Source organism: Polaribacter sp. Hel1_85 (assembly GCF_000766795.1).
Classification (GTDB): Bacteria; Bacteroidota; Bacteroidia; order Flavobacteriales; family Flavobacteriaceae; genus Polaribacter.
The window spans coordinates 248,463-261,168 of the sequence record NZ_JPDS01000003.1 but is presented as its reverse complement, the minus strand read 5'-3'; the positions used below and the strand labels follow the sequence as shown (position 1 = coordinate 261,168).

16 protein-coding genes are annotated in these 12,706 nt (G+C 28.2%); 9 read left to right on the top strand and 7 right to left on the bottom strand.

The annotated features are described in order from the left end of the window. The first annotated feature begins 13 nt into the window (after nucleotides 1-13). Together PHEL85_RS14940 and PHEL85_RS14935 are read left to right on the top strand one after the other, a co-directional pair. Nucleotides 14-1,417 (top strand): NupC/NupG family nucleoside CNT transporter, encoded by a 1,404-nt coding sequence (locus PHEL85_RS14940; RefSeq protein ID WP_036827018.1) that lies wholly within the window; start codon nucleotides 14-16, stop codon nucleotides 1,415-1,417. A gap of 114 nt (nucleotides 1,418-1,531) precedes the next feature. Next, a complete protein-coding gene (locus PHEL85_RS14935) occupies nucleotides 1,532-2,356 on the top strand; it encodes a thymidylate synthase (RefSeq protein ID WP_036827015.1) in 825 nt (274 codons plus the stop codon). Between the two features lie 65 nt (nucleotides 2,357-2,421). On the opposite strand, the gene PHEL85_RS14930 is transcribed toward PHEL85_RS14935, so the two are convergent. Further along, complete coding sequence (locus tag PHEL85_RS14930) at nucleotides 2,422-2,718, bottom strand: isoamylase early set domain-containing protein (protein WP_036827013.1); 297 nt, start codon at nucleotides 2,716-2,718, stop codon at nucleotides 2,422-2,424. 302 nt (nucleotides 2,719-3,020) lie between these two features. On the opposite strand from PHEL85_RS14930, the gene PHEL85_RS14925 reads away from it, so the two are divergent. Continuing rightward, on the top strand, nucleotides 3,021-3,515 hold the full coding sequence (locus PHEL85_RS14925; RefSeq protein WP_036827011.1) for a dihydrofolate reductase: 495 nt from the start codon (nucleotides 3,021-3,023) through the stop codon (nucleotides 3,513-3,515). Here the strand turns inward: PHEL85_RS14925 and PHEL85_RS14920 are convergent. Beyond that, a complete protein-coding gene (locus PHEL85_RS14920; protein WP_036827008.1) occupies nucleotides 3,508-3,942 on the bottom strand; it encodes a DUF6146 family protein in 435 nt (144 codons plus the stop codon). The genes PHEL85_RS14925 and PHEL85_RS14920 overlap by 8 nt on opposite strands. A 97-nt stretch (nucleotides 3,943-4,039) precedes the next feature. On the opposite strand from PHEL85_RS14920, the gene PHEL85_RS14915 reads away from it, so the two are divergent. Both PHEL85_RS14915 and PHEL85_RS14910 read left to right on the top strand, forming a co-directional pair. Next, nucleotides 4,040-4,597 (top strand): DNA-3-methyladenine glycosylase I, encoded by a 558-nt coding sequence (locus PHEL85_RS14915; protein WP_036827005.1) that lies wholly within the window; start codon nucleotides 4,040-4,042, stop codon nucleotides 4,595-4,597. Between the two features lie 181 nt (nucleotides 4,598-4,778). Beyond that, a complete protein-coding gene (locus PHEL85_RS14910) occupies nucleotides 4,779-6,809 on the top strand; it encodes a dipeptidyl-peptidase 3 family protein (protein WP_036827003.1) in 2,031 nt (676 codons plus the stop codon). Between the two features lie 90 nt (nucleotides 6,810-6,899). On the opposite strand, the gene PHEL85_RS14905 is transcribed toward PHEL85_RS14910, so the two are convergent. After that, nucleotides 6,900-7,106 carry a hypothetical protein gene (locus PHEL85_RS14905; RefSeq protein WP_036827000.1) on the bottom strand — a complete coding sequence of 69 codons (207 nt, stop codon included), beginning with the start codon at nucleotides 7,104-7,106 and terminating at the stop codon, nucleotides 6,900-6,902. 121 nt (nucleotides 7,107-7,227) lie between these two features. Between PHEL85_RS14905 and PHEL85_RS14900 the strand changes: the two genes are divergently transcribed. Beyond that, nucleotides 7,228-7,956, top strand: a complete 729-nt coding sequence (locus PHEL85_RS14900) for an SDR family NAD(P)-dependent oxidoreductase (protein WP_036826997.1) — start codon at nucleotides 7,228-7,230, stop codon at nucleotides 7,954-7,956. A 40-nt stretch (nucleotides 7,957-7,996) separates the two neighbouring features. Next, entirely contained in the window at nucleotides 7,997-8,383 is a 387-nt protein-coding gene (locus PHEL85_RS14895; RefSeq protein WP_036826995.1) for a nucleoside triphosphate pyrophosphohydrolase family protein, read from the top strand. 4 nt (nucleotides 8,384-8,387) lie between these two features. Here PHEL85_RS14895 and PHEL85_RS14890 read toward each other — a convergent pair whose 3' ends face one another. From PHEL85_RS14890 to PHEL85_RS14880, 3 genes are all read right to left on the bottom strand, one after another. Further along, nucleotides 8,388-8,870, bottom strand: coding sequence for a hypothetical protein (locus PHEL85_RS14890; protein WP_036826993.1), 483 nt, complete (start codon nucleotides 8,868-8,870; stop codon nucleotides 8,388-8,390). Between the two features lie 91 nt (nucleotides 8,871-8,961). Beyond that, nucleotides 8,962-9,573 (bottom strand): thioredoxin family protein, encoded by a 612-nt coding sequence (locus PHEL85_RS14885; RefSeq protein WP_036826990.1) that lies wholly within the window; start codon nucleotides 9,571-9,573, stop codon nucleotides 8,962-8,964. Nucleotides 9,574-9,694: 121 nt separating this feature from the next. Continuing rightward, entirely contained in the window at nucleotides 9,695-10,642 is a 948-nt protein-coding gene (locus PHEL85_RS14880) for an NAD-dependent epimerase/dehydratase family protein (RefSeq protein ID WP_036826987.1), read from the bottom strand. A 180-nt stretch (nucleotides 10,643-10,822) separates the two neighbouring features. Here PHEL85_RS14880 and PHEL85_RS14875 point away from each other — a divergent pair, with 180 nt between their 5' ends. Together PHEL85_RS14875 and PHEL85_RS14870 are read left to right on the top strand one after the other, a co-directional pair. Continuing rightward, nucleotides 10,823-11,461, top strand: coding sequence for a hypothetical protein (locus PHEL85_RS14875; protein WP_036826984.1), 639 nt, complete (start codon nucleotides 10,823-10,825; stop codon nucleotides 11,459-11,461). Then, nucleotides 11,458-11,979, top strand: coding sequence for a nuclear transport factor 2 family protein (locus PHEL85_RS14870; protein ID WP_036826981.1), 522 nt, complete (start codon nucleotides 11,458-11,460; stop codon nucleotides 11,977-11,979). The genes PHEL85_RS14875 and PHEL85_RS14870 overlap by 4 nt, the downstream gene beginning before the upstream one ends. 179 nt (nucleotides 11,980-12,158) lie before the next feature. Here PHEL85_RS14870 and PHEL85_RS14865 read toward each other — a convergent pair whose 3' ends face one another. Beyond that, a complete protein-coding gene (locus PHEL85_RS14865) occupies nucleotides 12,159-12,632 on the bottom strand; it encodes a regulatory protein RecX (RefSeq protein ID WP_036826978.1) in 474 nt (157 codons plus the stop codon). Between the last annotated feature and the right edge of the window lie 74 nt (nucleotides 12,633-12,706).

The window sequence follows — 12,706 nt, the reverse complement described above, 5'->3', positions numbered from 1 at the left end:
ATACTATTAGATTATGAAAAAAATACTTATTACAGTTTTTTGTTTATTCTCAATTTCAATTTTTTCCCAAAACCCAGAAACGGTTTCTACAGTTACAGAAATCTTACCAAGTGAAGGTTTTTCATTGGGTAGTTTATGGAGAGGAGCTTTAGGAATGTTTTCGCTAATTGTAATCGCTTTTTTGTTTAGCGCAAACAAAAAAGGGATTAATTGGAAAAAAGTTGGTATAGGTATTTTATTACAACTTTTAATAGCTATAGGAGTATTAAAAGTTGAGTTTATTCAAACTATTTTCGAATTTGTTGGTGGAATATTTATAGAAATATTAGGGTATACAAAAGCAGGTAGTGAATTTTTATTTGCAGGTATTGTTGGAGATATGAATAAATTTGGATACATATTTGCTTTCCAAGTTTTACCAACTATTATTTTCTTTTCGGCATTAACTTCACTATTATTCTATTTAGGAATTATTCAAAAAGTAGTAAAAGTTTTAGCAATAGTACTCTCTAAGTTTTTAGGAATTTCTGGTATGGAAAGCCTTTCTGTAGCAGGTAATATATTTTTAGGACAAACTGAAGCGCCACTTTTAATAAAAGCTTATTTAGAAAAAATGAATAAGTCAGAAATGTTATTGGTTATGATTGGTGGAATGGCTACAGTTGCAGGTGCAGTATTAGCAGCTTACATTGGCTTTTTAGGTGGTGGAGATAAAGCTTTAGAATTGGTTTTTGCAAAACATTTATTAGCAGCATCTGTTATGGCTGCTCCAGGAGCAATTGTAATTTCTAAAATTTTATACCCTCAAACTGAAGAAGTAAATTCTGATGTTACTGTTTCTCAAGAAAAAATAGGATCTAATATTTTAGATGCTATTGCAAACGGAACAACAGAAGGTTTAAGGTTAGCAGTTAATGTTGGTGCAATGTTATTAGTTTTTGTGGCAATTATTGCAATGTTAAATGGTATTTTGGGTTGGGTTGGTGATGTAACAACTCTAAATAGTATTATTGCAGAAAATACAGGATATACTGCATTGTCATTAGAATTTATTTTAGGTTCAATTTTTGCTCCATTAATGTGGTTAATTGGTGTGCCAACTGCAGATATTTCTATGATGGGACAGTTGCTAGGAATTAAATTAGCAGCAAGTGAATTTGTAGGTTATATACAATTAGCCGAATTAAAAAATGTAGCGAGTGCAACGCATTTAACGTTTAATAAATCTATAATTATGGCAACTTATATGTTATGTGGGTTTGCAAATTTTGCATCTATTGGTATCCAAATTGGAGGAATAGGTTCTTTAGCGCCAGGGCAACGTAAAGTTTTATCAGAATTTGGAATGAAAGCTTTAATAGGAGGTACAATTGCTTCTTTAATGTCTGCTACAATTGCTGGTATGATTATAGGATAAATACACAAAATTGGTTATCAAAAAAAGTTGATAACTTTATAATATAAATTTAAGCTTCAATCTATTTAGGTTGAAGCTTTTTTTATTTTAGTTACCACTAAAATTAGAAAGAATATGAAGCAGTATCATGACTTAGTAAAGCATGTTTTAGAAAACGGAAACGAAAAAGGAGATAGAACAGGAACGGGAACAAAAAGTGTTTTTGGACATCAAATGCGTTTTGATTTAAGTGAAGGTTTTCCAATGGTTACCACAAAAAAACTACATTTAAAATCTATTATATATGAATTACTTTGGTTTATAAAAGGGGATACAAATATTAAATATTTACAAGAAAACGGAGTTAAAATTTGGAATTCTTGGGCAGATGAAAATGGAGATTTAGGACCTGTTTATGGTCATCAATGGCGTAATTGGAACAGTGATGAAGTAGATCAATTAAAGGAAGTTATTCATTCTTTAAAAAACAATTCTAATTCTAGAAGAATGTTAGTTTCTGCTTGGAATCCTTCAGTTTTGCCAGATACATCAGTTTCTTTTTCAGAAAATGTTGCCAACGGAAAAGCAGCTTTACCTCCTTGTCATGCATTTTTTCAGTTTTATGTTGCAGATGGTAAGTTGTCTTGTCAACTTTATCAAAGAAGTGCAGATATCTTTTTAGGAGTTCCTTTTAATATTGCTTCTTATGCTTTATTTACCATGATGATAGCACAAGTCTGTGGTTATGAAGCAGGAGAATTTATTCATACTTTTGGAGATGCTCATATCTATAATAACCATATAGAACAATTAGAACTACAGTTATCTAGAGAAATAAGACCATTACCAAAAATGAAAATCAATTCAGAAGTAAAAAGTATTTTCGATTTTACTTTTGATGATTTTGAGCTACAAGATTACAATCCTCACCCACATATAAAGGGTAAAGTAGCCGTGTAAACAAAAAAAGAGCTTTCAAATAATAATTATTTGAAAGCTCTTTTTTCTTTTTCATAACATTTCTGTTATATATTTAATACGCTGTTTTCTGCACCTGCATAATCACTCCAAGCAAAACTATCTGCTTCTTGTTCATTTACATAAGTACCATCAACTAAGTATCTAAATTCGTAAGAACTTCCAGATTCTAAATCTACAGTTCCTTTAAAAGATCCGTTTTTTAATTTCTTTAAAGGTGTAGCTTTTTCATTCCACTCATTAAAGCTTCCTACAACTGCTACTTTTTTAGCTTCCTCAGCAGGTACAGTAAAAGTTACTTTACAAACTGGTTTACTTTTCAAAAATTGTTTTTTAATTGCCATAATTATTTAATTCAAAATTTTAAGTAAATGTATATAAGAATAAGTTTATGACAAACATAGTTTTATAAGAATTTTGAAGAATTATGAGTTTGCTAAAATGCTAATATAAAATATTGATATTCTCAAATAAAAGGGATTCTAAATTATGTTTTATTTAAAAAAGTCGCCATTTCTTTTAGCTTGATTTTCAGGGTTTTTCGCTCGAAAACGTATTCGTGAACCTATAAAATTGTCTTAAAAAAGGTCAAAAACGTCAAATCTCCAGAGAATTACTTTAATTTTGTTCAAAATATTTAGATTTTATGATTACAATTATTGCTGCAATTGCAAAGAACAATGCTTTAGGAAAAGACAATGATTTAATTTGGCATTTACCTGCAGATTTAAAAAGATTTAAAAAGATTACTACTGGTCATCATATTTTAATGGGTAGAAACACATTTGAATCTATTGGAAAACCTTTACCAAATAGAACTTCAATTATTATCACTAGAAATAAAAATTATTTTAAAGATGGTTGTTTAATTGCTCACAGTATTGAAGAGGCAATCGGATTAGTAGAAAATGATGACGATATTTTTATTATTGGTGGTGCACAAGTTTATAAGGAAACTATTAAAAAAGATCTAGTTAATCAATTAGATATTACAATAGTGCACCATGAGTTTGAAGCCGATGCTTTTTTCCCAGAAATAGATTTAGATATTTGGGAAGAGAAAAGTAGAGAAGATTTTAAAGCAGATGAAAAGAATAAGTTCGATTACAGTTTTGTAAGCTTTCAAAAAAAAGCTATCTAATTCTACCAGACCTAAAACCACCACCTAAATTCATTTTATATTTTTGCTGAGCAAATAAAAAGTAATTAAACAATTTATAATTCACTTCATATCCATAATCTATTGTAGATTGATAATCTATGATGTTTTCGTAAATATTAGTGTTAAATTGATTTGGATTTCTAACTCTATTATTCCATTCTAAAACCCAAACTCTATTTCTTGCTTCTAAATAGTTTTGAGAATAGTAACCTTCTGGTTGTGCAATAGAATTTAAAAAAGTATTAAAACCAATATCAATAATTATAATTTGGTATTCTAAACTATCATTAGCAATAATAACTGGTTCTTCTTTTTGAATAGTTTTGTTTTTTATTGGAGATGAACCACAAGCATATAAAAATAATCCAAAAGAAATTAAGATAAGAATTTGTTTTAATAGTTTCATAATCAATAGTTTTAATAATAGTAAAGTTGCAAAAATTATTCCAAAAATGGTTGATTTTTAATACTTTTAACATTATTTTTCAGTTTTAAAAAAAAGGATGAAACAAAGATGTTTTTGGGTAACAGATAGTGAGTTGTATAAAAAATATCATGATAAAGAATGGGGAACACCTGTTTATGATGATAAAACTTTATTTGAGTTTTTAGTTTTAGAAACTTTTCAAGCAGGTTTAAGTTGGATAACCATTCTAAATAAAAGAGAAAATTTTAGAAAAGCGTTTGATGATTTCGATTACAAAAAGATAGCAGTTTACTCTGAGAATAAATATGATTCTTTGTTACAAGATGCAGGAATCATTAGAAATAAATTAAAAATAAAGAGCGCAATTACAAATGCTCAATTATTTATGGAAGTACAGCAGGAATATGGTTCTTTTTCTAAGTTTATTTGGTCTTATGTAAATGACCAACCGATTGTCAATAAATTTCAAAAAAGAGCAGATGTACCAGCAACAACAAATTTGTCTGATAGGATTTCTAAAGATTTAAAAAAACGAGGTTTTAAGTTTGTAGGTTCAACTGTAATATATGCTTATATGCAAGCAGTTGGAATGGTAAATGATCATACTACAGATTGTTTTAAGTATCCACATTAATAAGGTTAGATAAATTTTAGAGATTGTAAGTATGTGAGTTTATAAGATTCTGATTTTTAATTTTTAAAATACTTTTTTTTGATGAATTGTCTTTTTGTATTCTTTGTTTAGGATTAAAGAATATTGATGACACTCACACTTAAAATTTGTATATTTATCCATCAATTATAAATGAATTAAAATGAAAATAAAAAAAATAATTTATGCCTTTTCAATTGCTATTTTATTAGCTTCTTGTACCTCAGAAAAGAAGAGTGAAAAAGCAGAAGTAACAACTGAATTTAATCATTTTGTAGAGCAATTTGCAGATATTAAAGTATTACGTTACAAAATACCAGGTTTTGAAGAACTTACTTTAAAAGAGAAAAAATTGGTTTATTATTTAACACAAGCAGGTTTGTCTGGTAGAGATATTATGTGGGATCAAAATTATCGCCACAACTTAAGTGTTAGAAAAGCATTAGAAAATATCAACCAAAATTATAAAGGAGATAGAGAAAGCGAAGATTTTAAATTTTTTAAAACCTATTTAAAAAGAATTTGGTTTTCTAACGGAATTCATCATCATTATTCAAATGATAAAATTAAACCTGAATTCACAAAAGAATATTTTACAAACGATTTGTTAAAAAATTCTAATACCGAATTAGCTTCAGAAATTGTTGAGGTGATTTTTAATGATACTGATACTAAAAAAGTAAATAAGAAATCTGGAGTTGACAATGTATTGTCATCAGCAATTAATTTCTATGCACCAGATATTACAGATAAAGATGTAGTAGAGTTTTATAAAACGGCTTACAAAGGACCAAAAGGAATGCCAGTTGAAGCAGGTTTAAACTCTAAATTAGTTAGAGAAGATGGTAAATTGGTAGAAAAAGTTTGGAAATCTGGAGGAATGTATGGGGTTGCAATAGACAACGTTATTGGTTGGTTAGAAAAAGCAAAAGAAGTTGCTGAAAATGAAAAACAAGGAAATGCTTTAGGTTTATTAATCGAATATTACAAAACAGGTAGTTTAGATACTTGGGATAAATATTGTATTGCTTGGGCAACATCTACAGATGGAAATATAGATTGGATTAACGGTTTTATTGAAGTGTATAATGACCCTAAAGGATATAGAGGTTCTTATGAAACTATTGTTCAAATTAAAGATTTTGACATGTCTCGTAAAATGAAAGTTTTATCTGATAATGCACAATGGTTTGAGGATAATGCACCTTTAGATCCAACTCATAAAAAAGAAAATGTTGTAGGTGTTTCTTACAAAACGGTAAATGTTGCTGGTGAAGCTGGAGATGCATCACCAAGTACACCAATTGGAGTAAATTTACCTAATAATAATTGGATTCGTCAACAACATGGTTCTAAATCAGTTTCTCTTGGTAACATTATTGGAGCTTATAATAATGCTGGAGGAACAGGACGTTTAAAAGAATTTGCAAATGATGAAAAAGAAATTAGATTGGAAGAAAAGTACGGACAAATTGCAGATAAATTACACACAGCTTTACATGAAGTTGTAGGTCATGCATCAGGTAAAATAAATGAAGGTATTGGGCAACCAAAAGAAACACTTCAAAATTATGCTTCTACAATGGAAGAAGGTCGTGCAGATTTAGTTGGTTTGTATTATTTGATGGATCCAAAATTACAGGAACTTAGTTTAACAGATAATTATAAAGAGCTAGGAATGGCAGCTTATGATAGTTATATCAGAAATGGATTAATGACCCAATTGATAAGAATTAATTTAGGTGATGATATTGAGGAAGATCATATGGTGAATCGTCAGTGGGTTTCAGCTTGGTCATTTGAGCAAGGTGAGAAAGAAAATGTGATTGAAAAAGTTTTAAAAGAAGATGGTAAAACGTATTTCAATATTACTAATTATGAAAAATTAAGAGAAATTTTTGGAAGATTATTAAAAGAAACACAACGTATAAAATCTGAAGGAGATTTTGCCGCTGCAAGAGCATTAGTAGAAGGTTATGGAGTAAAAGTAGATCAGCAAATTCATAAAGAAGTTCTTAAGAGAAATAAACAATTTAAATCTGCGCCTTATAGTGGTTTTGTAAATCCTGTTTTAGAAACATCTTTAAGTGAGAACGGAACTATTTCAGACATTAAAGTGAAACAACCTAAGAGTTTTGAAGAGCAGATGTTATTCTACTCTAAAAATTATAATTATTTAGGAACAAAAAATTAAAGAATAGATGAGAGAAATATTATAAAATAAAAAGAGATATTATCTTTTTATAAAATTAGTTAAAAACCAATTCAGAAATGAGTTGGTTTTTTAATTACCAAATAAAAAACGGATTGCAATAAAAATAATTATAATTAAAGTTCCATAAATAAACACTTTTTTTCCAGCACCTTTATAATAACGTTCATGATTTTTAATGTCTTTTCTGTAGCTGTAAATCATTAAAGCTATAAAAGCGATGACAAATAAAATCATAAAAACGATTCTTCCAGTTGTAAAATAAGCGCCTAAAAACATAGTTTGTGTTCTTTATAAGTTGTTAATTGAAAGCAAAATAGAAGTATTTATTCTTCAGAAAATTTCTATATATTGTCTATCTAAAATCAATATAATTTGATTTTGTAAAATTACAAATTAAATGAAGAATGCCATCGTTTTTGGAGCAACTTCTGGAATAGGAAAATCATTAACTGAAATTTTAGTAAATGAAGGATATAAAGTTGCTATTACAGGAAGAAGAATTGCCTTATTAGAAGAACTTAAAAATAAATATCCGAATCAAATTTTAATCAAACAAAATGATATTCAAGATGTAAAAGAAGTTGAAAAAGTTTTTAATGAAATTCTTGAAGAATTTGAAATAATAGATTTAATTGTTCAGTCTTCAGGTGTTGTTCATGTAAATCCTAAGTTTGAGTGGGACAAAGAAGAACAAAGTATAAATACGAATGTTTTGGGTGTTACAAGGTTGTATACTTTAGCTTATAATTTATTTAGAAAACAACAATTTGGGCATTTAGTTGGTATTTCATCAATAGCTTCAATTCGAGGAAATCGTTCTGCTCCAGTTTATTTTGCATCCAAAGCATATCAAAAAGCATATTTAGAAAGTTTGTATATAAAAACAAAATCAATAAAATCTAAAAAGGTTTTTATTACAGAAATTAGACCAGGATTTGTAGATACTGTTATGGCAGACACTTTAGAAGATGGAGTGTTTTGGTTGGTTCCTTTAGAAAAAGCAGTGAAACAAATTTATAGTGCCATTAAAAAGAAAAAAAGAGTAGCTTATGTTTCTAAACGTTGGCAACTAGTAGCTTGGGTGTTAAAAGTTTCTCCAGCTAGGTTGTTAAAAAAAGCTTTGTAAATAAATTAAATCAGAAATAATAAAACAATATAAAATATACATGAAAAATAAAATAGCAGCAGTTACCGAATTTCACACAGCTTTTAAATTAAATATGAATCAAGAACCAATTGCACATATTGGTGAAAATAGAAATTTGCTTCGTTATAAATTAATGAGAGAAGAAAATGAAGAATATTTAGATGCAGCTAATAATAATGATTTGGTTGAAGTTGCAGATGCGTTAGGAGATATGCTCTATATTTTATGTGGAACAATTATAGAACATGGAATGCAGGATAAAATTGAAGAGGTTTTCAATGAAATTCAACGTAGTAATATGAGTAAGTTAGGTGAAGATGGTAAACCTATTTACAGAGAAGATGGAAAAGTTTTAAAAGGGCCTAACTATTTTAAACCCAATATTGCTGAGATTCTAGACAAATAAAACTTTATAAGTATCTATTATACCAGCTGTCTTCAATTGGAATTTCCCAATTGTTGTCAAAATCAACTTTTGTGGTAATTAAATTATCAAAAATGATACTTTTTGCAGTAACAGCTTTGTTTTTTAGTAACTTTTTAAAGTCTTTTAAATCTTTATATTGTACATATTCACCTTGTTTAAAACAAGCATTCATTTTATCTAACAATTCTACTTCATATTCTTGTTGAAGTGCTAAAATAAAAGAAACAGAAGCATCAATATCTTTATTTGTTAGGGGTGAGTTTTCATCATCAGCAAAAAGAACGATAAATCTGTTGTATAGAATTTTGTACGATGTTTTAAAGTTTTCGTTATCAGACTTCCAACTTTCTAAAAAGGCTTTTACTTTGCTTTCAACTCCTTCTATTTCATTTGGATAAAATTTTCTGCTAGAAGGATAAATCCAAACTTTTGCATTTTCAGGAATTAAAGAATAATCTGTTAACATTTTATGAAATTTTCGGTGCAAATATACAGAAAAGAAAAACCGCAAATCAAATTATTAATTTGCGGTTTAAAAATATGAATTAACCTAATTACTAAACTTCTTTTGTTTGTATGTTTTTAACCAATTGTACAAAATCTTCTTGTAAACTTTGCCCTTTGTCTTTATTGTACCAAACCTGTAGATCTTGTTTAAACTGTGCGTCTATAACACCATGTTCTGCTTTGTAGTCTGCAACCATTTTAGTAGCAACAGTTGGTCTTGGTCCCCAAGTATCTATTACATTATTGTCTTTATCTAAGGCAATTAATTTAGGAATTGCTTTACCTCCATTAGTTAAAAACAAATCCATTAATTCCTCATTATCATCTCTTAAAACTATTTTAAAATCGATAAGATTACTAGTTTCTGCAATTTTATGAATAATAGGTACGTTTTGAGCTGCATCACCACACCAACCTTCTGCAATTACCAACCAAGTTTGTGGTTCGTCAATTGAATTCATTTCTGTAAATGTTGTGTCAGAAATTTTAATGGTCTTATCTAAACGTTTCATTCTTCTGTCATTTAACATGCTAAAACCAGTTAAAGCTTCAGATTGTATATGGCCAGTAGATTTATTTTCAGTTAATAAGTTGCTTACTAAATCTCTAAATTCTTGATATGTATATGAGTTTTCTAAACTCTTTTCAATGATGTTTTTCATCTCCTAATATTTTGTTCAAAGGTATTTTTATTGATTAAAATTTACAGTAACCTATGTTACAGATAGCCATTATTTTTTTAATCAATTATATAGACGCATTGTTTAAAAAGAACTTACAAACTTATTTTAAGGAAGATAAATTTTTTAAAATATCTGAAGTCATAGAAGATAAATCAAATTTGTGTTGCCAATTCCAATCTTCTCTAGCTTCAGAATCATCAATAGATTCTGGCCAACTATCTGCAATTGCTTGTCTAAAATCTGGTTGGTAAGAAATACTAAAATCAGGGAAATGCTTTTTAATTTCTAACGCAATTTCTTCTGGAGTAAAATTCATTGCAGCTAAATTATAACCCGTTCTGTTTTTAACTTTTTTAGCATCAATTTGCATTAATTGAATGGTGGCATTTACAGCATCATCCATATACATCATTGGTAAACGGGTATTTTCTGATAAAAAACATTGGTAAGAACCTTTTTCAAGGGCGTTAAAATAAATGTCTACAGCATAATCTGTTGTGCCTCCACCAGGTTTAGATTTCCAAGAAATGATACCAGGATAACGAAGACTTCTAACATCTACTCCAAATTTTTCATGATAATAATTACACCAAAATTCGCCTGCAACTTTACTTATTCCATAAACTGTAGAAGGTTGCATTACTGTGTGTTGAGGAGTATTTTTCTTAGGTGTTTTAGGCCCAAAAACAGCAATAGAACTTGGCCAGTAAACTTGTTTTATATGTTTGTCTTTAGCTAAATCTAAAACAGCTAGAAGAGAATTTATATTTAAATCCCAAGCTTTTTGTGGCTGTTGTTCTGCAGTTGCCGATAACATGGCAGCAAGTAAATAAACTTGAGTTACTTTATATTTGTTAATTATTTTTAGAATAGTTTCTTTATCTGTAGCATCAATAATTTCAAAAGGTCCAGAAACCATCATATTTTTATTGCCTTCTCTAATGTCGGAAGCAATAACATTGTTGTTACCATATAAAACGCGGAGTTTTTGTGTAAGCTCATTGCCTATTTGACCACTTGCACCTAAAACTAGAATGATTTCACTCATATTTTTAAATTATGATTTTAACAATAACAAAGGTACTTAATTTTGTTATTCGTAAAATAAAATCATTAAAATAATTATTCAATAATATTTTTTTATAAAAACAGTTGTTTGTTACAATTTTCTTAAATAGAGAAAATGTGCTCTTAAAATGTGTATTTTTACCATTTATAATAATAAGTTGTGAAACAAATAATATATTTTTTACTTTCTGTAATATTATTTTCTTGTGGAAATAATAAAAAAGAAACTCCTAAACCTACTCAAGAAATACCACAACGAAGTGTTGCAAAACAACATGTGCGTTTAATAAATGTAAATTCAGATTTTGAGAAGGAAATAGCCAATTGGCAAGAGTTAAAATCAGTAAATACTTTTTTAAAGAAATTTAATAAAGTATCACCTAATGAAGCTTTAAGTAATGCTTTAGAATTAAGAGATTTGGTAAAAAGTTTAAAAGACAGTGTAAAACCAACAATTTTTGATGTTCCTTCTTTTGAAGCAAGAGTAAATGTTTTGCAAAATGAAACATTACGTTTGGCAGATTTAACACTTATACCAGCAATAACTTCAGAAGAAGTTAACTTACAAGTAGATAAAACAATAGCAGCATTTTCTTCTGTAAATTCAAAAATAAATACCATACTTTCTAAAAAACGTTTTGAAGACGCTATTGATATTGAAATAGATTATATTGGTATAGATTCTACAAAAATGGATAGTGTTTCCAAGAAATCTATCAATCTTATAAAGAAAGAAGAATTGTTAAAAAAGAAGCGATTACCTGTTAAAAGTAAGCTTTTTAAACCGAAAAAAATATGACAAAGCATTTCTTAGCTCTAGTATTAACAGTTTCTTTTTTAAGTTGCAAACCAGCAAAAGAAATTGCGCCAATACAAACAATCTCATTAATTAAAACAAATGTAAATACTTTGCTAGATGATTGGCATAAAGCAGCGTCAGACGCAAATTACCAAGGTTATTTTGGTAAAATGGATAGTATTTCTGTTTTTATTGGAACAGATGCTACAGAAAACTGGACTAAAAAACAATTCGAAAGTTTTAGTAAACCATATTTTGATAAAGGAAAAGCTTGGAGTTTTAAAGCTTTAGAAAGAAATGTTTATGTAAATGATGCTAGAAATTTTGTCTGGTTTGATGAGTTGTTAGATACTTGGATGGGAACCTGTAGAGGTTCTGGAGTTTTAGAGAAAAAGAACAATACTTGGTTTATTAAGCATTATGTGTTGTCTGTAGAAATTCCAAATGATGATGTTCAAGTAGTAATCGCAGCAAAGAAAAAAAACGATTCTATCTTTTTATCAAGGTTTAAAAATTAATATTAGAAGCTATTTCCTGCTTTCACTACTCGCTGTTTTTATGCTTAATTTATTTCAGTAATTACAAATAGTAATAAATAATTTTATTTTATCAAAATTTGTTCAATCGAGTTTAGCATAAAAACGAGCTCAAACAAACCGTTCAATCAGGGCTAAACTAGTTTGCTAACTTTTAGTTTTTAACAAACTACTTCATTTACTGTTTTGTAAATCAATTCGGATTCAAAACCTTTTCTCATTAAAAAATCGATGAGTTTTTTCTTTCTTTTATAAAAGTTAGGTTCTTTTATCACTTCATTTCTTTTTTCTGTAATTCTATAAATAGTTTTTATATACTCATTTTCATCAATTTCTTTTAGAGCTGTTTTAATATTGTAAGCAGAAATATCTTTAAATTTTAGTTCTCTAACAATTCGTTGTTTTCCCCAGCTTTTAATCCTAAATTTTCCACGAGCAAAACTTTTAGCAAAACGCTCTTCGTTTAAAAAATTGTTTTGCATTAAACTTAAAAGTATCATTTCTTTAGCTTCAGGTATTAAATTGTAGTCCTTCATTTTTTGCTCCACTTCTTTATGACATCTATCTTGATAAACACAATATTGCTCAATCTTGCGTTTAATTTCATCAATAGTAAAAGAAGTTTTTTTAATCATATTTTTTTATGCAAAAGTAATTGTTAATAAGAAAATAAAATTAAAATTTATGCATTTTTAAAAAAAATGTATAT